The sequence below is a fragment of the Arthrobacter sp. B10-11 genome (genome assembly GCF_033142195.1).
Lineage (GTDB): Bacteria > Actinomycetota > Actinomycetes > Actinomycetales > Micrococcaceae > Arthrobacter > Arthrobacter oryzae_C.
Genome location: NZ_JAWMTH010000004.1, coordinates 58122 through 81649 on the forward strand (window position 1 = coordinate 58122; position 23528 = coordinate 81649).

General features: G+C 67.2%; 22 protein-coding genes and 2 riboswitches. Of the genes, 18 read left to right on the forward strand and 4 right to left on the reverse strand.

The genetic code is table 11. The features are described from left to right. Positions 1–178: 178 nt before the first annotated feature. From RW112_RS13360 to mnhG, 6 genes are read left to right on the forward strand one after another with little or no spacing between them, the layout of a single operon-like run. On the forward strand, positions 179–3232 hold the full coding sequence (locus RW112_RS13360) for a Na+/H+ antiporter subunit A (RefSeq protein WP_317782248.1): 3054 nt from the start codon (positions 179–181) through the stop codon (positions 3230–3232). Then, the gene (locus tag RW112_RS13365) at positions 3229–3819 is read left to right on the forward strand and encodes a Na(+)/H(+) antiporter subunit C (RefSeq protein WP_305942654.1); all 591 of its coding nucleotides are present in this window, start codon (positions 3229–3231) and stop codon (positions 3817–3819) included. The genes RW112_RS13360 and RW112_RS13365 overlap by 4 nt, the downstream gene beginning before the upstream one ends. Further along, positions 3816–5480 carry a Na+/H+ antiporter subunit D gene (locus RW112_RS13370; protein WP_317782249.1) on the forward strand — a complete coding sequence of 555 codons (1665 nt, stop codon included), beginning with the start codon at positions 3816–3818 and terminating at the stop codon, positions 5478–5480. The genes RW112_RS13365 and RW112_RS13370 overlap by 4 nt, the downstream gene beginning before the upstream one ends. Continuing rightward, positions 5477–6022 carry a Na+/H+ antiporter subunit E gene (locus tag RW112_RS13375; protein WP_317782250.1) on the forward strand — a complete coding sequence of 182 codons (546 nt, stop codon included), beginning with the start codon at positions 5477–5479 and terminating at the stop codon, positions 6020–6022. Before RW112_RS13370 ends, RW112_RS13375 begins: the two co-directional genes overlap by 4 nt. After that, a complete protein-coding gene (locus RW112_RS13380; protein ID WP_305942651.1) occupies positions 6019–6297 on the forward strand; it encodes a monovalent cation/H+ antiporter complex subunit F in 279 nt (92 codons plus the stop codon). Before RW112_RS13375 ends, RW112_RS13380 begins: the two co-directional genes overlap by 4 nt. Beyond that, positions 6287–6721 carry a monovalent cation/H(+) antiporter subunit G gene (gene mnhG, locus RW112_RS13385; protein ID WP_317782251.1) on the forward strand — a complete coding sequence of 145 codons (435 nt, stop codon included), beginning with the start codon at positions 6287–6289 and terminating at the stop codon, positions 6719–6721. The genes RW112_RS13380 and mnhG overlap by 11 nt, the downstream gene beginning before the upstream one ends. 93 nt (positions 6722–6814) lie before the next feature. Here the strand turns inward: mnhG and RW112_RS13390 are convergent, their stop codons facing one another. Beyond that, a complete protein-coding gene (locus RW112_RS13390) occupies positions 6815–7078 on the reverse strand; it encodes a DUF4235 domain-containing protein (RefSeq protein ID WP_305942649.1) in 264 nt (87 codons plus the stop codon). 151 nt (positions 7079–7229) lie between these two features. After that, positions 7230–7372: riboswitch (TPP riboswitch) on the forward strand. Positions 7373–7447: 75 nt separating this feature from the next. On the opposite strand from RW112_RS13390, the gene RW112_RS13395 reads away from it, so the two are divergent. The 7 genes from RW112_RS13395 (at position 7448) to RW112_RS13425 (ending at position 15085) form a co-directional block, all read left to right on the forward strand. After that, complete coding sequence (locus RW112_RS13395) at positions 7448–8080, forward strand: ECF transporter S component (protein ID WP_317782252.1); 633 nt, start codon at positions 7448–7450, stop codon at positions 8078–8080. A gap of 16 nt (positions 8081–8096) precedes the next feature. Beyond that, positions 8097–9686: an ABC transporter ATP-binding protein gene (locus tag RW112_RS13400; RefSeq protein ID WP_317782253.1), complete on the forward strand. Its 1590-nt coding sequence runs from the start codon at positions 8097–8099 to the stop codon at positions 9684–9686. Then, positions 9683–10483: an energy-coupling factor transporter transmembrane component T gene (locus tag RW112_RS13405; RefSeq protein WP_317782254.1), complete on the forward strand. Its 801-nt coding sequence runs from the start codon at positions 9683–9685 to the stop codon at positions 10481–10483. Before RW112_RS13400 ends, RW112_RS13405 begins: the two co-directional genes overlap by 4 nt. Positions 10484–10592: 109 nt before the next feature. Then, positions 10593–12116 (forward strand): UDP-N-acetylglucosamine 1-carboxyvinyltransferase, encoded by a 1524-nt coding sequence (locus RW112_RS13410; protein ID WP_317782255.1) that lies wholly within the window; start codon positions 10593–10595, stop codon positions 12114–12116. Between the two features lie 106 nt (positions 12117–12222). Beyond that, complete coding sequence (locus RW112_RS13415) at positions 12223–13449, forward strand: glutamate--cysteine ligase (RefSeq protein WP_317782256.1); 1227 nt, start codon at positions 12223–12225, stop codon at positions 13447–13449. Positions 13450–13478: 29 nt separating this feature from the next. Next, entirely contained in the window at positions 13479–13802 is a 324-nt protein-coding gene (locus RW112_RS13420; protein ID WP_317782257.1) for a hypothetical protein, read from the forward strand. Positions 13803–14356: 554 nt separating this feature from the next. After that, positions 14357–15085, forward strand: a complete 729-nt coding sequence (locus RW112_RS13425; RefSeq protein ID WP_317782258.1) for a hypothetical protein — start codon at positions 14357–14359, stop codon at positions 15083–15085. A 136-nt stretch (positions 15086–15221) separates the two neighbouring features. Here the strand turns inward: RW112_RS13425 and RW112_RS13430 are convergent, their stop codons facing one another. From RW112_RS13430 to RW112_RS13440, 3 genes are read right to left on the reverse strand one after another with little or no spacing between them, the layout of a single operon-like run. Continuing rightward, positions 15222–16430, reverse strand: coding sequence for an O-succinylhomoserine sulfhydrylase (locus tag RW112_RS13430; RefSeq protein WP_317782259.1), 1209 nt, complete (start codon positions 16428–16430; stop codon positions 15222–15224). Beyond that, positions 16431–16841 (reverse strand): rhodanese-like domain-containing protein, encoded by a 411-nt coding sequence (locus RW112_RS13435; RefSeq protein WP_317782260.1) that lies wholly within the window; start codon positions 16839–16841, stop codon positions 16431–16433. Then, a complete protein-coding gene (locus tag RW112_RS13440) occupies positions 16838–17170 on the reverse strand; it encodes a DUF1737 domain-containing protein (protein WP_411709918.1) in 333 nt (110 codons plus the stop codon). The genes RW112_RS13435 and RW112_RS13440 overlap by 4 nt, the downstream gene beginning before the upstream one ends. Positions 17171–17204: 34 nt before the next feature. Continuing rightward, positions 17205–17319: riboswitch (SAM riboswitch) on the reverse strand. Positions 17320–17550: 231 nt separating this feature from the next. Between RW112_RS13440 and RW112_RS13445 the strand changes: the two genes are divergently transcribed. The 5 genes from RW112_RS13445 to RW112_RS13465 all read left to right on the forward strand — a co-directional run bounded on the left by RW112_RS13445 (position 17551) and on the right by RW112_RS13465 (position 23505). After that, a complete protein-coding gene (locus RW112_RS13445; RefSeq protein ID WP_317782261.1) occupies positions 17551–18846 on the forward strand; it encodes an NtaA/DmoA family FMN-dependent monooxygenase in 1296 nt (431 codons plus the stop codon). A gap of 4 nt (positions 18847–18850) precedes the next feature. After that, on the forward strand, positions 18851–20452 hold the full coding sequence (locus tag RW112_RS13450; protein ID WP_317782262.1) for an aromatic amino acid ammonia-lyase: 1602 nt from the start codon (positions 18851–18853) through the stop codon (positions 20450–20452). Then, on the forward strand, positions 20449–21483 hold the full coding sequence (locus RW112_RS13455) for a cysteine synthase family protein (protein ID WP_317782263.1): 1035 nt from the start codon (positions 20449–20451) through the stop codon (positions 21481–21483). The genes RW112_RS13450 and RW112_RS13455 overlap by 4 nt, the downstream gene beginning before the upstream one ends. 253 nt (positions 21484–21736) lie before the next feature. Continuing rightward, on the forward strand, positions 21737–22777 hold the full coding sequence (locus tag RW112_RS13460; protein ID WP_317782264.1) for an EAL domain-containing protein: 1041 nt from the start codon (positions 21737–21739) through the stop codon (positions 22775–22777). A 143-nt stretch (positions 22778–22920) separates the two neighbouring features. Beyond that, entirely contained in the window at positions 22921–23505 is a 585-nt protein-coding gene (locus RW112_RS13465) for a DinB family protein (RefSeq protein WP_317782265.1), read from the forward strand. Positions 23506–23528: the final 23 nt, after the last annotated feature.

Consider the following 23528-nt stretch of genomic DNA (forward strand, 5'->3'; position numbering starts at 1 on the left):
GATTTGCGAATGAACGAACGGTGGAACCTTCCCGGCGTCACAGGGATTCCGTGCTGCAGGCCGGGGAGCCATGTCAAAAGTGTTTGCAACCGCTTGATAAACTGTGGGCACTGAACCTGACGAATGACCGCCTGCTCCAACTTTTGACAATCGAATCCCTGACGTTGCGGAGATACCAGTGATCACAGTCCTTGCCGTGCATTTCGCGGTGGCTGCCGTGGCGCCGTTCTTCTTCAAGAAATTCCGCAGGAACGCGTTCTACGCGCTGGCCTCGGTCCCCGCAGGTTCGTTCGTCTGGCTTCTCCTGCAGCGTGAGGCCGTCTATTCCGGCGCGGCCGGCCAATCCTCCGGGGCACACTCGTCCACGGGAAGCGCGGTCACGGAGATCATTCCCTGGATCCCCGAGCTGAAGATCGAGCTCGCCTTACGGATGGACCCGCTGGCGTGGATCATGTCCCTGCTGGTGCTCGGAGTGGGCGCCTTGGTGCTGGTCTACTGTGCTCGCTACTTCAAGAACAAGGACAGCAACCTGGGCGGCTTCGGCGCCCAGCTCCTGGCCTTCGCCGGGGCGATGTTCGGCCTGGTCACGGCCGATGACCTGCTCCTGATGTTCATCTTCTGGGAACTCACCACCATCCTGTCCTACTTGCTGATCGGCTACGCCCGCACCAGGCTCTCCGCGCGGCGCTCGGCGCTCCAGGCGCTGATGGTCACCACGGCGGGCGGCCTGGCCATGCTGGTGGGCCTTATTGTCCTGGGCTCCAGCGCCGGAACGTACCGGATCTCGGCCATCCTGGAACAGGCTCCCGTGCTGGCCGCCGGGCCGGCAGCGGATGCCGTGGCTGCCGCCGTCGTACTGATCCTCATCGGTGCCGTGACGAAGTCGGCGCTCATCCCGTTCCACTTTTGGCTCCCCGGAGCCATGGCGGCCCCCACCCCCGTGAGTGCCTACCTCCACGCCGCGGCGATGGTCAAGGCCGGCGTCTACCTCGTGGCGCGGCTGGCGCCGGGGTTCGCCGAGACGGCGTACTGGCTGCCCATGGTGCTGGGGCTGGGCCTGGCCACGATGCTGGTGGGCGGGTACCGGGCGCTCCGGCAGACCGACATCAAGCTCATCCTCGCGTACGGCACGGTCAGCCAGCTGGGCTTCCTCACCATGGTGGTTGGCCTCGGCAAACCGGACGCAGCGCTGGCCGGGCTGGCCCTGCTGCTGGCGCACGGACTCTTCAAGGCCACCCTGTTCCTGGTGGTCGGCATTATCGACCACCAGTCCGGGACCCGTGACCTCCGCAAGCTGTCCGGCGTCTACAAGTCCTCCCGTGCGCTTGCTGTTGTTGCTGCGATCGGTGCCGCCTCGATGGCAGGCATCCCGCCGCTGGCAGGCTTTGTAGCCAAGGAATCGGTGTTCGAGGCCTTCGTGCACTACGGCACGTCCCCTGATTCCAGCGGGCAGCCGGGTCCCTGGGGCCTCGTGGTGCTCGTGGGGCTGGTCCTGGGGTCCATCCTCACGTTCGCCTACAGCGCGCGTTTTATGTGGGGCGCCTTCGCGTCGAAGCCGGGCGTCGACCCCACGCCGTTCAAGGCCATCAAACCGTCCTTCCTTGCCGCCCCGGCCGTGCTGAGCCTGCTCACCATCGTCTACGGGCTGTGGCCGGCACCGGTGGACGCGTGGATCCAGCCGTACGCTGCGGAATTCGTGCACGACGGCGGCGACCCGGCCGCTGCCGCGGGCCACCTTGCGCTGTGGCACGGGATCACTCCCGCGCTGGGCCTGACGGCCATCACCTTCGCGCTCGGCCTGGCCATGTACTACGGACGCAACCTCGTGGCCCGTGCCCAGGGCAGGGTCCCGGCGTGGGTGGACGGGGACCGCGCCTACCAGATGACGATCGGCGCCCTGGATGACATCGCTGTATGGGTCACGGGGCGCACGCAGCGTGGTTCGCTGTTCTTCTACCTGGCGGTGATCCTCACCGTGGCGTTCGCGCTGCCGCTCACCGCCCTGCTCATTGCCGGCAAGCCCCTGCCGGACAACCTCTATTTCATCGATCCGAACTCCCCGCTGCAGCTGGTGGCGGGCGCCGGCATAGTCATCGGTGCGCTGGCCGCAGTGAAGGCCAACAAGCGGTTCCTCGCGGTGCTGATGGTTTCCGTGACCGGCTACGGGATTGCCCTGATGTTCGCCCTGCAGGGCGCACCGGACCTGGCCCTGACGCAGATGCTGGTGGAAACCATCATCCTGGTGGCATTCGTCCTGGCCATGCGCAGCCTGCCGGCCGAGCTCCGGGACCGCACCGGCGGCAAATACCGGGTGATCCGCGTGATCATCGGGGCGGCCTTCGGCCTCACCATGATCTTCGTGGCCATTTACGCCATGGGCGCGCGGGTCGCGACGCCCGTGTCCCTGGAGTTTCCGCGGCTCGCGTATGAAGGCGGCGGGGGACTGAACATCGTCAACGTCACCCTCGTGGACATCCGGGCGTGGGACACCTTCGGCGAGATCTCCGTGCTCGCCCTGGCCGCCACCGGCGTGGCCAGCCTCATTTTCGTGAAGGGGCGCGGCGACGGCATCCGGGCCTCGTCCTCCGTGGCCGAGGGGACGGTGGGCCGGCGGTCCGGCGCCGGCCAGAGCTCGCGGGACAGTGCCGCGCTGGCCCTGAGCCGCAAGTTTGCCGCCTCCACAAGGGACGCCTGGCTCGTGGCGGGACGCACCCTGGCTCCCGAGCGCCGCTCCATCATCTTCGAAGTGGTCACCCGGCTGGTGTTCCACTCGATGATCGTCTTCTCCATTTACCTCCTGCTGGCGGGCCACAACCTGCCGGGCGGCGGGTTCGCCGGCGGCCTGACCGCCGGCCTTGCCCTCACCATCCGCTACCTCGCGGGCGGCCGCTTCGAACTGCGGGAGGCCACTCCGGTGGGTGCCGGGACGCTCCTGGGCATCGGCCTGGCCACGGCTGCGGCGTCGGGGGTGGTCCCGCTGCTGCTGGGCGGCCAGGTGTTCCAGAGCGCCATTATCGAGCTGTGGCTGCCCGTGTTCGGCGACATCAAGTTCGTCACCTCCACCATTTTCGACATCGGCGTCTACATCGTGGTGGTGGGACTGGTATTGGACGTGCTGCGGAGCCTGGGCGCGGAGATCGACGAGCACTTTGAAGAAAACCCTGAAGCCGAGACCCCGGCGCAGGAAGCGGATGAAGTTCCCGCCGAAACCACCGGGAGGGGGAAGGCATGAGCGTCAACCTGACATTGCTGACCGTCATGGGTGCGCTCTATGCGTGCGGTATCTACCTGATCATGGAACGCAGCCTCACCAGGGTGCTGCTGGGCCTGATGCTGCTGGCCAACGCCACCAACATGCTGATCCTGGCCACCGGCGGCTACGCAGGCCTGGCCCCGATGTTCAGCAAGGACACTGACCCGCGGGACTACAACGACCCCCTCCCGCAGGCCCTGATCCTGACATCGATCGTGATCTCCTTCGCCGTGACCGCGTTCATGCTGGGCATCATCTACCGGACCTGGGTGCTGGCCCGCCGCGATGAGATCCAGGACGACGTCGAGGATATCCGCGTTGCCGAAACCCCCAGCTTCGATGCCGAGGACGATTCCGAGATCCCCGTCGAAACGTCCGAATTTCCGCTGACCATGGTGGGCTCCGACGGCCGGGGAATATCCAATTCGGGCATGTCCGGCTCCGGAGACTCCGAGACCGGCACCGTGAAGGCGGGCGACCACAAGATCAAAGCCAAGGACGCGGCCGCCGAAGAGCAGCCCGGCTCCCAGAACGTGACCCCCGGCCCGGAAGGAGGCGTGAAGTGAACATCGCAAGCTTTGCCCCGCTCGCCGTCGTACTTCCCATCCTCGGTGCCGCACTGACGTTCGTGCTGATCCGGCACTCGCGGGCCCAGCGGGCCGTCAGCATCACGCTCCTGTCGCTGACCCTCCTGCTGGAGTGCGTGCTGCTGGCCTCGGTCTGGGACGGCGGGACCGCAGCCGTCAATATCGGCGGCTGGCTGCCGCCGTGGGGCATCGTGATGGTGGTGGACCAGTTCTCCTCCCTGATGCTGGTGGTCTCCTCCACGGTCAGCCTCGCCGTCCTGGTGTACGCCACCGGCCAGGGAATGGCCGACGGCGACCAGGACGCGCCGCTGTCGATCTTCCACCCCACCTACCTGATCCTGGTGGCCGGGGTGTCCAACGCGTTCCTCTCGGGAGACCTCTTCAACCTCTACGTGGGGTTCGAGATCCTGCTGACGGCAAGCTACGTGCTGATGACCCTCGGAGGCACCGGCCCCCGCATCCGCGCAGGCGTCACGTACGTGGTGGTCTCCGTGGTGTCGTCCGTGCTGTTCCTGATCGCCATCGCCATGATTTACGGTGCCACCGGAACCATCAACATGGCGGACCTCGCCATCAAGCTCGCGGACCTGGATTCCGGGACGCGGATGTTGCTGCACGTGATGCTGCTGGTGGCCTTCGGCATCAAGGCGGCTGTCTTCCCGCTGTCCTTCTGGCTCCCTGACTCGTACCCCACCGCACCGGCCCCTGTCACGGCGGTGTTCGCCGGCTTGCTGACCAAGGTGGGCGTCTATGCAATGGTGCGCACCGAGACGCTCCTGTTCCCGGGGGACTCGCTGAACACCCCGCTGATGGTGGCGGCACTGCTAACCATGGTGGTGGGAATCCTGGGTGCCCTGGCCCAGAGCGACATCAAGCGTCTGCTCTCGTTCACCCTGGTGAGCCACATCGGCTACATGGTGTTCGGGCTGGCCATGTCCTCGGTGGCCGGCCTGGGCGCCGCCGTGTTCTACGTGGCCCACCACATCACCATCCAGACCAGCCTCTTCCTGGTCACCGGCCTGATCGAACGGCGCGGCGGAAGCTCGTCGATCGACCGCGTAGCCGGACTTGCCAAGCTGTCCCCTGTGCTTGCCCTGCTGTTCTTCATCCCGGCCATGAACCTTGCCGGCATCCCGCCGTTCTCGGGCTTCCTCGGCAAACTCGGGCTGATGCAGGCCGGTGTCGAGCTCGGCACACCGCTTGCCTACGCCCTGGTGATCGGCGGTGTCCTGACCAGCCTGCTGACGCTGCTGGCCGTTGCCCGCGTGTGGAACCGAGCGTTTTGGCGCAAGCCCGAGGACGCCGAGAACCCCGACCCCGTGCTGCTGGCGGACCCCGAGGACGCCGACACGGGCGACCGTGCGGGCAAACGCAATGTCACGCTGCTGCCGCGGACCATGGTGGGATCAACGATGGGGCTCGTCGCCTTCGGCGTCGCGCTTACCGTTTTCGCCGGGCCGCTGTTCCGGGTGGCGGACCAGTCCGCCGTGGACATGCTGGACAGGTCCTCCTACATCCAGGCGGTACTGGGCGAGAACGCTCCCGTGCCCCCGCTCGCGCAGCCTGAACCTCCCCAGCCTGAACCTGCGCAACCGGTGGACTCGCAGCCGGAGGACTCGCAGCCGGGGGGGCAGAAATGAGCCGCCGGCGGATCTCCATCCGGCAGGAACTGCCCCTGCTCGTCTGGCTGGTCTTTGTATGGGGTGCGCTCTGGCAGGACTTCAGCCCCGGAAACCTCCTGTTCGGAGCCCTCATCGCCGTGGTGGTGGCGCGGCTGTTCTACTTGCCCCCGGTGGAACTGGGGGGCCGGTTTAGTGTTCTGCGGGCCGTCCCGTTCGCGATCGTCTTCCTGGGCAAAGTGGTGGCCGCCAGCTTCCAGGTGCTGTACCTTGCCGTGGCCCGCGGACCCAAGGTGACCAACGCCGTCGTCGCGGTCCAGCTCCGCAGCCATTCGGATCTGATGGTCACCGCCACCGGACACGTCATCTCGCTGATTCCAGGCTCACTCGTGGTGGAAGTGGACCGCTCCACCTCCACGCTCTACATTCACGGACTGAACGTCCGGAGTGGAGAGGACATTGTGAACCTGCGCAAGGAGGTCCGGGATGCCGAGGCGGCATTGATCCGGATCATGGGCACCAGAGAGGAACTGGCCGCACTGAAACAGGAGGTGGACGCATGATGGACATCGTGCTGACCGTAACGGCCGTGATCCTGTCCTTGGCGGCAGCCGGGGCCATCGTCCGGATCGCCATCGGCCCGTCCCTGCTGGACCGCGTGCTGGCCTCGGACGTGCTGCTGGCCATCATCGGCGCCACGCTCTGCATCGACATGGCCGTGAACAGGCATCTGAACAACCTGATGCTGCTGGTGGCGCTGTCCATCATCGGGTTCATCGGATCAGTGACCGTGGCGCGCTTCGTGGCCGACCGGCGGGAGCAGCCCAATGAATCCTGAACCATCCGCCGTGGACACCATCATTGACACGGTGTCGGCTGTCTTTATGGTGGTGGGCGCCGTGATGTCCCTCGGCGCGGCGATCGGCCTGCTGCGCTTCCCCGACCTGATGAGCAGGATGCACGCCGCCACCAAGCCCCAGGTGCTGGGGCTCTTCCTGCTGCTGGCCTCGGTGGGCCTGCAGCTGCGGACCTGGTGGGTGTGGCCGGTGCTGTTCGTGGCATGGATCTTCCAGGTGCTCACCGTTCCGGTGTCTGCGCACATGGTCGGAAGAGCCGGCTACCGCACCAAGCACCTGCACAGGGAGCTCCTGTCGGTGGATGAGCTGGAGGCCGTGGTGCTGAAGGCCGCCGACAAGAAAGCTGCCGAGCCGCAGGACCCAGGCGAGCGGCCCGGGGACGACCACCAGCACGGATCAGCCTAGGGATCACTTTTCAAGGAGTTTTTGTCCAGATAACGCGACGTGGAGGCCGGTTAGCTCGCGTTATCTGGACAAAAACTCGGGTTGGGTTGGGACCTAGACGATGTCCTGGCTCTTGGCGAAGCGGGTGATCGCACGCTGGGTGCCTCGGTTGGCCAGAACCTGGATGATCGCGCTGACAGCCGCCGAGATCAGCGCGAAGGTCAGGGCGGTGCGCAGGGTGGTGGGGACGTCGTCCTTGTCGCCCTTCGGGGGCTTCCGGCCGGTGACCTTTTCCCAGACCACGTCGACTGCCTTGGTGCCGGCGAACCCGGCCAGCAGGCTTACTCCGGTCCCAAACAGCTTGATGAAGAAACTCATATCCAGTACCCCTTACAGGTGGGAGACGGCGGAAACAGGACTTCCCCTAGCCTAACCGCATCAGCCCCGCCGGATCACCGCCGAATGTGACACCGACCCCGGGATTCGGCGGGCCCGCGGGTGTAAACTTATCCACGCCCACAAGGGCGAATTGATACGACAGGGGAGCGTCGCCGTCGGGCATCACTGGAACAGTCCAGGGAACCGGAGGCGGGCGCTGAGAGTGCGGACAGCCGCAGACCCTCGAACCTGATCCGGTTAGTACCGGCGCAAGGGAGTCGAGTTCTCAGAGTGACCGGCAGCAGGCGGCGGAAGCCGCGGCCCCGCCGGCAACCACTCTCCCCTCCTGTACCTCAGGAGGAAGACATCATGACTGATATTTCTGCAAAGCAGACACTGCCACACAGCAAGCGCAGCTGGCGTGTGGTGGACATTGTGGTTGCCGCGTTGATCGCAGTGGCCGGCGGCGTCATCTTCTGGGCCTGGTCCCAGGGTGCGGCCGCGGTTTCACCGGCCATGAACGCCGTGTACCCGCCGCTGACCGGCCTCATTGCCGGCGGCTGGATGATTCCCGCCGTCCTGGGCATGCTGATCATCCGCAAGCCGGGCGCCGCCCTGTTCTGCGAAACGGTAGCCGCCACCGGCGAACTGATCATGGGCTCGCAGTACGGTGCGTCGGTGCTGTTCTCCGGCTTCGTGCAGGGGCTCGGCGCGGAGATCATCTTCGCTGTGTTCGTGTACAAGAAGTTCAACCTGCCCGTTTCGCTGCTGGCCGGTGCCGCTGCAGGCCTCTTCTGCGGCCTGAACGACTCGTTCGCTCCGTGGGGCTGGAACATCGCCTACGCCGCCGGCGACAAGCTGGCGTACATCATTTTCACCGCCATCTCCGGAGCCGTCATCGCCGGTGCACTGTCCTGGATCGCCACGCGAGGCCTGGCCAGAACCGGTGTGCTGAGCTCCTTTGCCTCCCGCAAGGCAGCATCGGAGCCGGTCTTCTCCTGACGAACGCACCCCGCTCATGACATCTTCGGACAACGTCCGCCCGGCAGCGGTCACGGCGCGCGGCTGGGGCTGGCGGCACGCCGGCCGGTCCCTGCCAGCCGTCCGCGGCCTGGACCTGGACATCCGGCCGGGCGAACGCGTGCTGCTGCTCGGTCCGTCCGGTGCCGGCAAATCCACCCTGCTGCACGCCCTCGCCGGCGTGCTCGGAGACAGCGACGCCGGAGCCCACCACGGGGGCACACCGGACGCCGAGGACTCCGACGAGACCGGGACCCTGCTGATCGACGGCGCCCCGCCGCGTGCCCGGCGAGGGTCCGCAGGCCTGATGCAGCAGGACCCGGAGACGCAGGTTGTCCTCTCCCGTGTGGGGGACGACGTCGCCTTCGGCGCCGAGAACCTTGCCGTGCCCCGCGCGGACATATGGACGCGCGTAGGTGAGGCGCTCGACGACGTCGGGCTGGCGCACCTGCCGTTGGACCACCCGACGTCGGCCCTGTCCGGCGGGCAGAAACAGCGCCTGGCGCTCGCAGGCATCCTCGCCATGCGCCCGGGACTGCTGCTCCTGGACGAGCCCACCGCCAACCTTGACCCGGCCGGAGTGCTGGAAGTCCGCGACGCCGTGGGCCGGTGCCTGGACAAGACCGGGGCCACGATGGTGGTGGTGGAACACCGCGTCGGCGTGTGGAAAGACCTTGTGGACCGGATCGTGGTGCTGCAGCCGGGATCCGCCACGGATTCGGCAGTGCTCCTGGACGGCGCCCCGGACCAGGTCCTGGCACAGGCGCGGGACCTGCTCATCGCCGCCGGCGTCTGGGTGCCCGGGTACGTCCCGGCGACCCGGACGCGGAGCAACGTTGCGGAATCAGGCGACCTCCTGCTGGCAGCGGAGCACCTGGCCGTCTCCCGCGAACGTCCCCGCCGGCGGGGCTTTAAGGCCGTCCCGCCGGTCCCGGTGCAGTCCGGCATCACGGCGCAGGTCCGGGCCGGGCAGGCGCTGACCATCACCGGCCCCAACGGTTCCGGCAAGTCCACGTTTGCGCTGACCCTGGCCGGGCTGCTCCAGCCCGTGGAGGGCAGGGTCTCCGCGACGGTGGACCTCAGCGAGGGCGCGGGCATTGACCCGTACAAGTGGAAGGCGGAGCAGCTGATTTCGCGGATCGGCACCGTGTTCCAGGAGCCGGAGCACCAGTTCGTCACCGGCCGGGTGCTGGACGAGCTGATGTTCGGCCCGCGGCACCTGGGGCACGGCGAGGAACGCGTGGATGAACTCCTGGAACGCCTCCGGCTGGGCAAGCTGGTGGACGCGAACCCGTACACGCTCTCGGGCGGGGAGAAGCGCAGGCTGTCCGTCGCCACCGTGCTGGCCGCCCATCCCCGAGTGCTGATCCTCGACGAACCCACCTTCGGCCAGGACGCCAACACCTGGGCGGAACTGGCATCCTTCCTGTCCGAGCTCCTCGACGCCGGCACCGCTGTGGTGTCCGTGACGCACGACCAGGAGTTCAGCGACGTCCTGGGCGGCACCGAGCTGACACTTGGTGCGCCTGAACTCAAACTTGCGGCGCGGGAACCCGGCCTGCACAATCCGGAGGTGACCGCGCCGTGAGGGAAGCGTTGACCCTGGGCACCAACCATGCCCTGCTCACACGGGCCAATCCGCTGGCCAAGTTCGCCATCGTGATGCTGATGACCGTGGTGCTGGCGCTGTCCATCGACTGGGTGTCCGCTTCTGTTGCGCTTGCCTTTGAGCTGCTCCTTTTTCCGCTGGCCGGGCTGACCGTCGTGCTGCTCTGGCAGCGGGGCTGGCCGTTGATCCTGGCGGCGGCGCTGGGCGGCTGGAGCACCTCGATCCTGGCCCCGGACACGGGAAGGATCCTGGTCGACGTCGGGATCTGGTCCATCAGCGAAGGTTCGCTGGAGCTGGGGCTGGGATTCCTGCTGCGGGGCGTGGCGATCGCCCTGCCCGCGGTGCTGCTGATGAGCTGCACTGATCCCACGGACCTGGCGGACGCCCTCGCCCAGAAAGCGAAGCTGCCGCACCGCTTTGTGCTGGGCACGCTGGCGGCCATGCGGCTTGTGGGCTTGATGGCTGAGGAATGGCAGACCATCGGCATGGCCCGGCGTGCCCGCGGTGTGGGCTCGCACGGGAGTCCGGCGCAACGGCTCCGGGCCACGCTGGGGCAGAGCTTCGGACTCCTGGTCCAGGCCGTCCGGCGGGCGTCCCGCCTCGCCGTCACCATGGAGGCGCGGGGGTTCGGCGGTGCGCAACGGACCTGGGCGCGTGAATCAACGTTCAGCACGCTGGACATCTGGGTGGTGCTCGGCGGGCTCCTGATTGCGGCTTTGGCTGTGTCCGCGGCAGTAGGGGCGGGCACCTGGAACATGGTGTTCCTTGAGCAGTAAACTCCTTGGCCCGCGCCGCCATATCGCATCAGGAGAATAATCTGTGACCTTGGCGGCAGTCCTGGGTGATTTGCAGGCTGAAATAGCTCATGCGTGATATTTTTTTCATATGACTCAAGAGACTGCTGAACACGTAGGCCTGCTGCTCCGCGATGCCCGCGGCGAGAAGGGCTGGACCCAGGGACAGCTGGCCGCCGAGCTGGGCACCAGCCAAAGCGCCATCGCCCGGATGGAACAGGGCAAGCAGAACCTCAGCCTCAAAATGATCCAGCGGCTCGAAGCCATCGTGGGCCGGAGCATCGTCAAAGTGGGCAAGCGGCAGATGACGCACCTCCGGGTGGAAGGCGGCCGCACGCTGTCCGGTTCGGTGGACGTCAACAGCAGCAAGAACGCCGGAGTGGCGCTGCTCTGCGCCAGCCTTATCAACCGCGGCACTACCACGCTGCGCCGGCTGGCCCGGATCGAGGAAGTGAACCGGATCGTCGAAGTCCTCACCAGCATCGGCGTCGAATGCACCTGGCTCAACGCCAATGACCTGCAGATCCGCCGGCCCGCCGTCCTGGACCTGGATTCCATGGACGTGGAGGCCGCGCGCCGCACCCGCAGCGTGATCATGCTGCTGGGGCCGCTCCTGGACGAGTCCGCCGAGTACCGGCTCCCGTACGCGGGCGGCTGCGACCTGGGCACCCGCACCGTGGAGCCGCACATGCAGGCCCTGCGCCAGTTCGGCCTGTCAGTGGAGGCCACGTCCGGCTTCTACTCCGTGCAGGCACCGCCGGCCGACGGCGACAACCGCACCTTTGTGCTGAGCGAACGCGGTGACACGGTCACCGAAAATGCCATCATGGCGGCTGCGCACCGCCGCGGCACCACCGTGATCCGCAATGCCAGCCCCAACTACATGGTCCAGGATCTCTGCTTCTACCTGCAGGGCCTGGGCGTGCAGATCGACGGCGTCGGCACCACCACGTTGAAGATCACCGGGCTGCCGTCCATCGACGTCGACATCGAATACTTCCCGTCCGAGGACCCCATTGAGGCGATGAGCCTCATCACCGCCGGCATCGTCACCAACTCGGAGGTCACCATCCGCCGGGTCCCCATCGAATTCATGGAGATCGAACTCGCCACCCTGGAACAGATGGGCCAGGAACTGGAAATCTCCGGCGAGTACTTTGCCCGCAACGGGCGCACCAGGCTGGTGGACGTTACCACCAAGCCCTCAGCGTTGCATGCTCCCGCGGACAAGATCCACCCCATGCCGTTCCCCGGGCTGAATATCGACAACCTGCCCTTCTTCGCCGTCATTGCCGGCAACGCCGAAGGCCAGACCATGATCCACGACTGGGTCTACGAGAACCGTGCCATCTACCTGACCGAGCTGAACAAGCTGGGAGCCCGCGTCCAGCTGCTGGATCCGCACCGGATCTACGTAAATGGGCCCACGCGGTGGCGCGCCGCCGAGGTGGGCTGCCCGCCGGCCCTCCGGCCGGCCGCCTGCATCCTGCTGGCCATGCTGGCGGCCCGCGGGGTTTCAGAGCTGCGCAACATCTACGTGATTGAGCGCGGGTACGAGGATCTGGCGGAGCGGCTTAACACCATCGGTGCGAAAATCGAGTACTTCCAGGACTGACCGTACGGTGGCTGGATGACGGCTCCGTTGCGGCGCCGCTCCAGTACCCGGCCCTGTCCAGTCGCGGCTCCTGTCTAACAGCGCGTCACGGGGGCACAATGTATGCATGCGAACTTTCGGGGTTGAGGAAGAGCTGCTGATTGTGGACCCCGTGACCGGGGAGCCGCTGGCGCTGGCGGACGCCCTCCTGACAGGGCGGAAGCTCGCTGCCGACGACGCGCCGGACAAGCCGCGGATTCCGGACCCCCACGATCCTGCCCGGCCCGACGGCGACACCGGGCTGACGGCCGAGCTTAAGCTCGAGCAGATCGAGACCCAGACCCGCCCGTGCCTGGACTATGCGGAGCTGCTCCTGCAGATCCGCCAGGGCCGTGCCCTGGCGGACACCGCCGCGAAGAAGCACAATGCGCGGGTGGCCGCGCTGGCTACTTCGCCGATTGCCTCCACGACGCACACCACGCCGAACCCCCGCTACGCCACCATGCAGGAGCGCTTTGGCCTGACCGTCTATGAACAGTTGACCTGCGGGTTCCACGTCCACACGTTCGTCGAGTCCCCCGAAGAAGGGGTTGCCGTCATCGACCGGATCCGGGACAAGCTGGCGGTCCTCACTGCACTGAGCGCCAACTCGCCATACTGGAACGGCGTGGAGACCGGGTTCGAAAGTTACCGCACACAGGCCTGGAACCGCTGGCCGACGTCGGGTCCGTCCCAGATCTTCGGCACCCACTCCATGTACCGGCGCGTGGTCACCCGGCTGCTGGACAGCGGCGTGCTTCTGGACGAGGGCATGATCTATTTCGATGCGAGGCTCTCCAGGAACCACCCCACAGTGGAGGTCCGCGTGGCCGACGTCTGCCTGCAGGCCGAGGACGCAGCCCTGATTGCCGTCCTGGTGCGCGGACTGGTGGAATCGGCCAGCCGGGAGTGGCGGTCCGGAGTGGACCCGGCCCCCGTACCCACCGTGCTCCTTCGGATGGCCGCGTGGCAGGCCAGCAATTGCGGGCTTCGCAGCGACCTGCTCGATTTCGGCACCTTCCGTCCGGCTCCCGCCGCGGAAGTGGCGGAGGCCCTGGTGGACTACGTGGCGCCGGTCCTGGCCGAACAGGGCGAGCTGGAACTGGCCCGGGAAGGGGTGCGGAGAATCCTGGACCGGGGGACCGGTTCGGAAGAGCAGCGCCGCGCCATGCAGGAGAACCTTGCCGCGACGTCGGACGCTGCCTCCGGGCTGTCCGCCGTGGTGGCCCATGCAGTGGATGTCACCATGCGCCAGGCCGAAGCCGCCGCCACGCGCGAGGCGGCGCCGGTGCTGTTGCGCGTCCGCCAGTCCTGACCAGGTTCCTACTATCCCCGGAGTGCGCCATGGAAACCGAATTCGCACAAGTCACCGGCCACGATGTCACCACCATTACCTGCGTCTGCGGGAACACCGTCAGCGACGAAGGACTGATCCAGGCCAACGCCGAAGGCATGCCCGTCCACCTGGGTGACGACACTCCCGTTCCTGCCGGGCTGGCGGCGTGGCCCGGGGACGAGGACCTCTACACGCTGTGTCCAGCCTGCGGCCGCGTCTATCACGACACCATCATTGAAGAGACCGGAACCGCGCCGGTGGCCTTCACAGTGGACGTGGCGGCCGGTCCCATTGTCGAAGCGATCCGCCTGCACTGGGAGCTCGACACCTAACTCATCGACAACCGAGGCACGGGAGTTCTTCCAGGACACCGCGAAAGGCGACGCATTCTGGGGCTAGCCGGACCTACTGCGAAACGCACGAAGTGTGACCCACAAAGGCCCCCTCCAGCGCGAACGGGCAGTTAAGGCCCCTTTACGCAGGGCCGTATCTGTCCGTTCGCGCTGGTCCGACGGGCGCGGTTCGGACCTGCGCAGGTTCCGGGGCCGGGGCGCGTGCTCGGAACGGCAGCGCACAGGGAACCACCATCCGCCTGCACTGGGAACTCGACACCTGGGTGCGGAACGAAAACAGGTAGTGAACACTCTGTTTGGTCCGGCCGCAGTACCGTAGCTTGGCGATATCGCGTCAGTCAGCGGTGCTCGAGGGGGATCGAACGCACCGGAGGACCAGCCGGATCAGGCCGTCCGCCAGACACGATCCCATCCACCACTTGCGCGCGCAGCAGCACGCCGCATCAGCCTGGCGCCTTCGCCTTGCTGGTCCGGTTCCGGAACGCGCCCCGGAAACCCCGGGGCGGACCGGTTCATCGAACGGGGATCAGTCCATGCAAAGGCGCATCACACCAGCAGCCCTTCTCATCACGGCGTTCCTGGCCCTCACCGGGTGCGGAACAAACACCGGCACGGAACCCGCAACATCATCGCCGCCGCCGTCCAGCGCCACGGCCAGCCCCACGCCCAGCCCGGCCAAAACGTACACCGATGCGGACCTGAGCAGCCTGCTGTCCACCCTGAAGGATGCTGAGGGGCGGCCGCTCACGGTTGTCCCCGCGGCGCAGATCGACCAGGGCATCATCAAGGCCAAAGAGGTGCTGAAGAGTGCGACCTTCACGCCGCCGGAGTGCAATGTCTTCGCCGACAGCAACTCTCAGGTCCCCGAGGACAGCACGTATGCGGCCGGAACCAGTGTGTCGGCCGCGGACAAGACCGCCATCGTGGTCACTGTCATTGCCCTCAAGGATGCCAAGGAACTGCGGGACCATCTGGACGCATCCAAGAAAGCCTCGGCCGCGTGCCGCAACTTCACCGTTGAGCTGGCAGGGCAGAAGATCACCACCGAGGTCCAGGAGGTAAACGCCCGGACCAAGGGTGACCAGTCCTTCGCGGCGCTGGCCAAGCAGAGCCTGTCCACGGGGGAAAAACAGACGGCGCTGCCCATGACCGGCATCAAGGGAAACCTGGCCGCCACGGCAGTGAAGGCCGGACCGGATGTGACCCCGAACGCCGTGGCGGAGCTCGCCCAGCTGATCGACACCATCCTGGCCCACGGCTGATTCGCCCACGGCTGACGGAGCGGGCGGCGGGCTAACGACTTGGCAGTGTAGCGCCAACGGACAGATGCGGCCCCAAAATGCAGGGCCGTATCTGTCCGTTCGCGCTGTTCTTACCCGCGCCGGTCAGGGGCGCCGGTCAGATCTGCTTGAGCGCCTGCTCCAGGTCGCGGATGAGGTCGTCGACATCCTCGAGCCCAACTGACAACCGGACCACGCCGTCGCTCAGCCCGATGGCAGCGCGCCCTTCCGGCCCCATGGCGCGGTGCGTCGTGGTGGCCGGGTGCGTGATCAGCGACTTGGCATCGCCCAGGTTGTTGGAGATATCGATGATCCGCAGCGCGTCCAGCAGCGCAAAGGCCGCCTCCTTCGCCGTGCGGCCCGCCGACGGCGAAAGCTCCAGCGTGAGCACGGTGCCGCCGGCCTTCATCTGCTTGGCGGCCAGCTCGTACTGCGGGTGCGACTTCAGCAGCGGGTACTTGACCCAGCTGACAGCCGGCTGCCCCTCCAGCCATTCGGCCAGGCGGAGCGCCGAGGCGGAGGAATGGTTGACGCGCAGCGCCATGGTTTCCAGGCCCTTGGTCAGGACCCAGGCGTTGAACGCCGACAGTGCAGGCCCGGTGTGGCGCATGAGCTGCTTGACCGGGCCGTCGATGAACTCCTTGGTGCCCAGAATGGCGCCGCCGAGGACCCGTCCCTGGCCGTCAATGTGCTTGGTGCCGGAGTACACAATCACGTCCGCGCCGAGCTCGCCGCAGCGCTGCAGCAGCGGAGTGGCAAAGACGTTGTCGACGACGACCGTCGCCCCGGCCGCGTGGGCCAGTTCGCTGACGGCGGCGATGTCCACGATCTCCTGCATCGGGTTGGACGGCGACTCGAAGAAGACGGCGGTCGTCGGCTCCGCCAAAGCGGCCCGCCACTGGTCCAGGTCAGGGCCGTCCACGAACACCGTTTCGACGCCCCAGCGGGGCAGGATCTCGTTCAGGATCACAAAGCAGGAGCCGAACAGCGAGCGGGCGGCCACCACGCGGTCGCCGGCAGCCAGCAGCGCACCGAGGGCCGTGAACACGGCGGACATGCCGGACGCCGTCGCAAAGCACGCCTCCGTGCCCTCGAGCAGGCGCAGCCGCTCCTGGAACGTGGCCACCGACGGGTTGCCGTAGCGGGAGTACACAAACCGTTCGTCTTCGCCGGTGAAGGCGCGTTCGGCCGCTGCCGCGGATTCGTACACAAAGCCGGAGTTGAGGAAGATCGGCTCCGCCGTCTCCTGGAAGTTGGTGCGGTCAAGGCCGCCGCGGACAGCCTGGGTATCGGGGCTCCAGCCGGCGGCGTCGGGATTGAAAGTCACTTAGTTCTTTCCGAGGTTGGTGGGCAGTCCGCGGTTTTTCCAGCCATTGACGGTTCGCTCGCCGTAACGGTCCGGTTCGCCTTCAAAGCCTTCGAGGACGTTGTAGGCGGTGAAGCCGGCCTGTGTGGCAGCGATTGCCGCGGCGACCGAGCGGACGCCTGAACGGCAGAGGAACACCAGTTCGACGCCGGTGTCCTCCGGTGCCTGCTGCTTCAGCTGGTCGACAAAATCCGGGTTGGGGATGCCGCCCGGGAAGGTCCACTGGATGAAGAGGGGATCGTTGTCCGTAGCCTTCGTGTCCGGGATGCCGATGTGCGCCCACTCGCCTTCGGTGCGGACATCCACCAGGACTGCGCCCTGCTCCAGCTTGGCCCAGGCGTCCTGCGGGCTCAGGTCTCCGGCGTAGCTCACGCGTGCCCCTCGAAAGCTTCGTCCTCGAACCCGTCCGCCGGGAATTCGGCGTCGAACTCAAGTTCGTCCACCGCGGTTGCCACTGCGGCATCTGAGCTGGCGATGGCTGCCGGCAGGACCACGGCCTGTGCCACGATCACGCTGCTGCCGTTGAACGTGGCCGCCGGGCTCCCGTGCAAAACATAGCCGTCGGCCAGGGCCGCGGAGATGCGCTCGCAGAACGAACGGTCATCGGGGCCGGTGATGAGCCGGTACGCCAGCTTTTCCTGGGGCAGGTCCTGGGCCGGACGTTCCTGGCCGGCGGGGGCCGGTTCGGTAGCCGGGGCCAGTGATGCGGGTGCGTCAGACACGACGGATCTCCTTCTCTCACGCTTGCAGGTCGAATGGTTCGATATGCCGAGTATTCACCTGAGGCACCCCGCCGCGGAAGGAGGGTTGCCGACCGGCCAGTCAGGGCTTGTCACCGGTTCTCATTACTCCCGAAAAACGTAACACTTACGACGGCGGCCCGCACCGCCGTCGTCGTCATCTTCCGTAACGGGACACGGCATTGCCGCGCCGCCGGTGCCCTGTCCCTGCGCGTGCGCCCGGCGCCGCGGTGCAGTTACAAAAACCCTTGCCGGGAGGATAATGACGGGAAATGAACCGCTGTAACGCCGGATGAAATCAGGCAGCCGTGAATGAATCCAACGGGAATACAGTCAGTCCCATGCTGCACTTCGGTTGGTTTGTGGGCCACGGCTTTGGCGTCCAGGGCTGGGGCACGCCCGGCTACGGCATCGGGTACGACTGGAAGAAACCGGCCGTGTACCAGCATGCCGTGCGTGAATTCGAACGGGCCGGGCTGGACCTGTTCATCATCGAGGATTCCCTCACGGTGCCGGACACGTACGGCGGAAGCGCCGAGGTATCGCTGGCACAGGCGTCGTTCGCGCCGAAGCACGATCCGCTGGCACTGGTCCCGTACCTGCTCTCCGCCACGGAACACCTCGGCATTGTCCCGACGGTGAGCGCGTCCTTCTACCCGCCGTTCACCGCGGCACGCCTGCTGGCCACCCTGCAGCACTTCTCCGGCGGCCAGTTGGGCTGGAACGTGGTGACCTCCGGAAGCGACCTCGCCGCGCAGAACTACGGACTGGACCAGCAGATCGAGCATGACCTCCGCTACGAAAAAGCGGAGGAATTCGTGGACGTGGTGCGCAAGCTCTGGCGCAGCTGGGAGCCGGACGCCATCGTGGAGGATGCCGACGCCGGTATCTTCGCGGACCATACGAAGGTCCACCCGATCAACCACGACGGCCGGTTCTTCAAGGTCCGCGGTCCGCTCAACACCGCGCCGGTGCCCGAGGAGCCGGTGCTGGTGCAGGCCGGCGCGTCCCCGCGGGGGAAGGCGTTCGCGGGCGGCAACGCGGATGTCGCCATTGCCCTGGCGAGGGGTGCGGACGGCATGAAGGCCTACCGCGATTCGATCCGGGCCGAGGCGGCCGCTGCAGGGCGGAACCCCGACGACGTCAAGGTGCTGTACGTCCTCAAGCCCACCGTGGTGGGCTCCCGCGCCGAGGCGGACGAGCTCGGGGAGCAGCGCCGCCAGCTGACGCAGCGTGACATCGACAGCCAGCTGAACTCCATCTCCTACCTCTCCGTCATCGACTTCAAACAGTTCGACCTCGACGCCCCGCTCCCCGAACTCACCACCAACAGCAACCAGGGCACCTTGGACCATTTCACCAAGGCCGGTCCGCCCGGCTCCACGCTTCGCCAGCTCCTGGCGGCCCGCAGCGGAGGCGCAGGGGACAGCATCATCGGCACCGCCGAAGACATTGCCGACTACCTCGAGGAAACCGGCGCCCGGGTGGGCGGGGACGGGTTCCTGTTCTCCGGCTTCGTTGACCCGGCCACCGTCCATGGTGTGCTGGACCGCCTGGCCCCGGTGCTGCGGCGCCGCGGGTTGCTCCGGACTGGCTATGGCGACGGCGGCTTCCGCCGGAACCTGCTGGACTTCTAGTGCCATGGGCAACGGCAGCGGGAACTTCCTGATCGGCACGGCCCACCTGCGCGCCCGGGACATCGCCGAGGCCGCGGCTGACCCGGACGTGAAATTCGTCCTCAGCGCGGACGCCCTGGAGCTGATGGGGCGCTCGCGCGAGGTGGTGCAGCGGGCCATCGACTCCGGCCACCGCGTCTACGGCCTCAACACCTTGCTGGGGTCCGGGCGTGACACCGCCGTGGATGAACAGGCGATCCTCGCGTACCAGGTGCAGGTAGTGCGATACCACAACAGCGGGGTGGGCGAGCTGCTGGGCGCTGATGAGGTCCGTGCCGTGATCCTGGCCAGGCTGGTGGGCTTCAGCCGGGGCGGCTCCGGAGTCCGGCCCGAAACGGCGCGCTTTTACGCCGAGATGCTCAACCGCGGCGTGGTCCCCGCCGTTCCGCGCGACGGCTCCGTAGGCTCCGCCGACCTGACCCACCTCGCCGCCGTGGCCGCCGTCGCCATCGGGGAGGGCCAGGCGGTGGCGGCGGACGGGCAGCTGCTGCCCGGCGGGCAGGCCCTGGCCGACGCCGGGCTGGCACCGCTGGAACTGGCGCCCGGGGAAGCCCTTGCCCTGGTCAGCTCCAACTCATACTCCATCGGTGTGGGCGCGCTGGTGCTGCACCGCATCCTCCGGCTCGCCGACCTTGCGGACACCGCGCTTGCGCTGTCGCTTGAGGCGACGGCACGGCACGACGGCGGCGGCAACCTCAGCCCGTTTTCGCCTGCTGTGCAGGCGGCCAAGGCGGTGAACGGGCAGGCGGTCACGGCGGGCCATGTGCTGCGGCTCCTTGAGGGTGGCTGGCTGGAGGACCCGGCGAGGGAAGTGTCCGTCCAGGACGCGCTCTCCTTCCGGGCGGCACCCCAGACGCACGGCGCCATCCGCTGGCAGGTCGCCGCGTTGGAAGATGCCCTGGAGGTGGAACTCAACGGCCGGGGCGACAACCCGCTCACCGACGTCGATTCCGGGCGGATGGTGTCCGGCGGAAACTTCCAGCCCATGCAGCTGGCGCTCGCCTTCGAGGCGCTGCGCCTGGGGCTGGCCCACCTGGGGATCAGCAGCGAGCGGCGGATCGCCAAGCTGTACCCGCCGCAGCGGCAGATCCGCCAGCGGCACCTCGAAGCGGCCAGGCACGGAGCCCCGCTGCAGCCCGAAGAGCTGCCCGGACTGCTGTGGTATTCCGCAGCCGGCCTGCTGGCCGAGCTCAAAGTCCTCGCGGCGCCGGCGACCCTCGGCGCGCCCACGCTGTCCGCCGACGTCGAAGACCACTCAACGCTGGCACCGCTCGCCCTCCAGCAGTTGGAGCGCTCGGTGGATGCCGCCGAGAAGCTGTTCGCGATCGAGGCGCTGACAGCCGCCTACCTGCTGGGCGCGGCGGAAGCGCGTGCGGTGCGGCCGCTCGGCAAGGGAACGGCCGCCGTCGTCGACCGTCTTTCGGGCCTGCTGACCCGGCACCTGCCGGCGGCAACGCTGGTGGACCAGGCCCGCGTCGAATTGCACGGCTTAGGGGACGGAGTCCGGATCGGCCCTGCCGATCACACTGCCGACCACACTGCCCGCCGTGCGGAAAGGCAACGATGAGCATCATGACAGGCAGGCACGCGGTTCACGACGCCGATATTGCGGCGGACGCCGCCGCTGTCCTGGCGCAGGTGGGAAACACTCCGCTGGTGCCGCTGGACGTCCTGGGAAAGGGACTGGGCAGCAGGGTCTACGTCAAGCTCGAATCCGACAACCCGGGCGGGTCCATCAAGGACCGGACCGCCCTGAGCATGGTGCGCGCGGCTGAGCGCAGCGGCGAGCTCAGGCCCGGCGCCACCATTGTGGAGAGCACGTCGGGGAACACGGGGATCGGGCTGGCACTGATCGGCGCGCTGACCGGGCATCCCGTGGTGGTGGTCACCGGGGACACCATCTCCTCCGAAAAGCTGGCCGCACTGTACCGTTATGGCGCCAGGGTGGTGGTGACGGACTGGACCGCGCCGTCGGAGTCGCCGGAGAACGCGCGGGCCGTCGCGGCACGGATTACGGCGGAAAATCCCGGCGCCTGGCGGCCGCAGCAGTTCGACAATCCGGCCAATCCGCTGGCCCATTACGAGGGGACCGCGCCGGAGATCTGGCAGCAGACGTCCGGGAAAGTGACGCACTTCGTGGCCGGGATCGGCACCGGCGGGACCATCAGCGGCAACGGCCGTTACCTGAAGGAAAAGACCGGCGGCCATGTTGAGGTGATCGCCGCCGATCCGGCCGGCTCCGTGTACAGCGGCGGCCACCCGGGCGAAATCCTGGTGGACGGGGTGGGGAACTCGTGGCCGGAGGCCGAGTGGCCCAAAATCTTCGACCGCAGCATCGTGGACCGTTTCCTGCGCATTCCCAACGACGAGGTGTACACCACCGAGCACCGGCTGCTGAACGAGGAGGGACTCTCGCTGGGTCCTTCCTCCGGGCTTGCGGTGGCCGCCGCCCTCAGGGTGGCGCTCGCCGCTCCGCACGGATCCGTGGTGGTGGCAATCGCGCCCGACGCCGGCAGCAACTACCTGAGCAAAGCCTTCAACCCGGTGTGGCTGTCGGACAACCACATCCATCTGGCCGCGGAATTCGTGGAGGAATAGTCCGCCTGCTTAGCATCACGAGTCGGACACAGCTACAGACAGACAGACCGGTCTCGTTGTACGCTTTTGAAACGTTCGCGGTTCCCGCATCCTCGAATCAGAATGCGGTGTCTCCACGGCCGGGTCCCGGGCTCAGCCGGGACCAGCACTTATAAAGGAATAGACCATGTCAATGGATGAGACTTCTTTTCCAGCATTGACCGATGGGGAATCGACTGTGCACCGGGGACCCCAGTCGAACCCGCCTTCGGACGTGGGTGATCCGACGATCCGTGGACAGGCGCGGGACATCATCGAGTCTGTGCTGGATGACACCACTCCGCAGAGCGAGTGGGCGCGTGAGCAGTTGCGCAGCCGGCTGGAATCCCACCCGGGGAATCCGGAACGTGCGCTCCTGGAGCACCTCATGGCCACCCGGAGCATTACGGACGCGCAATCGGACGACTCCGAGCCGAACCTGCCCAGCCCCGATCTGCCGCTGCCGGATGAGGACTACGGCAACACCGTGCTCTTCACCCGCCGGAGCAGGCGCCGCATAGAGGCGATCCTCGGCGACCGGATGCTCCTCACCGCATTCCAGCCCATCCATGAGCTTTCCAGCCGGAATGTGGTGGGCGTCGAAGCCCTGACGCGTTTTGTCAGCGACGACGGTGCCAGCGCGGACCACTGGTTCAACGAGGCCGCCGCCGTTGGCCTCGGATCGGACCTTGAATTCGCGGCCCTGCAGGCAGCCCTTACTGCCGCGGAACAGTTGCCGGCGCACGTCTACGTGGCGCTGAACCTCTCGCCGGCCACCTGCCTCGACCCCCGGCTCCGGGCGTTCGCGGAGCATTCCCAGCTGGCGATGGACCGGATCGTCATCGAGCTGACGGAGCGGCTTGCCGAGGACGAATACGAGCCCGTTGTGGCAGCACTGGCCCCATTGCGGCTGCGCGGACTCCGCGTGGCTGTTGACGGCGCCGGAGCGGGATTCGGCTCAATGAGCCAGGTCACGCACCTGAGTCCCGACATCATCAAACTCGACCGCAGCCTCATCGCGGGAATCGACCACGCCGCCGGCCAGAAGACCCTGGGCGCGGCCATGGTGGCTTTCGCCCGGCAGGTCGGGGCGGACCTTGTCGCGGAAGGGATCGAAACCCAGGCCGAACTGACTGCGGTCATGGACCTCGGGATGACCTTTGGGCAGGGGTACCTGCTGGGCCGCCCGTCCGTCCAGCCGCTCGATTGGGCAGCATGGCGGACCTCGGCCGATCACGAGGCATCCACCTCGGGATCCAACGGCCCGGCTACCTAGACCCTCTCTCACTTCCCGCCGCGCCAGTCCGGACGCTCTCTCACTTCCTGCCGCCTATTTCCGGACGCTCTCTCACTTCCTGCCGCCTATTTCCGGACGCTCTCTCACTTTCGGACGGTGGGGGAGTCGGTATAGTGCCCGCTATGGACGACAAGGCAGTTCTGCACCGCTACCTGCGCACCCGCCGCGCGGACCTCCTCGGCAAACTCGACGGGCTGGGCGAGTACGACGCTCGCAGGCCGCTGACACCCACCGGCACCAACCTGCTGGGCCTCGTCAAACACGTGGCCAGCGTGGAACTCGGCTATTTCGGCGTAGTCTTCGGGCGCCCCGGTCCGCGCGCTTTGCCTTGGGATGCCAATGACGCAGAACCGGACGCCGACATGTGGGCAACGCCTGACGAGAGCCGGCAGCAGATTATTGAACTCCATCACTTTTCCGCGGCGCACAGCGATGCGACCATTGACGCTCTCCCCCTGGACGCGACGGGCATCGTTCCGTGGTGGCCTGAGGAGCGCAGGCATGTGACCCTGCATCAGATCCTGGTGCACATGTGCGTGGAAACGGCCCAGCATCTGGGCCACGCGGACATCCTCCGCGAGCTCATCGACGGATCGGCTGGCCAGCGGCCGGGTGACCCGAACCTGACCACGCGAACCGCCCGGGAATGGGCCGCGCACCGGGCGCGGATCGACGCCGCGGCCCGCACAGCAGCCGGCGGGAAGTGAGAGAGCGTCCGGGGGGAGGCGGC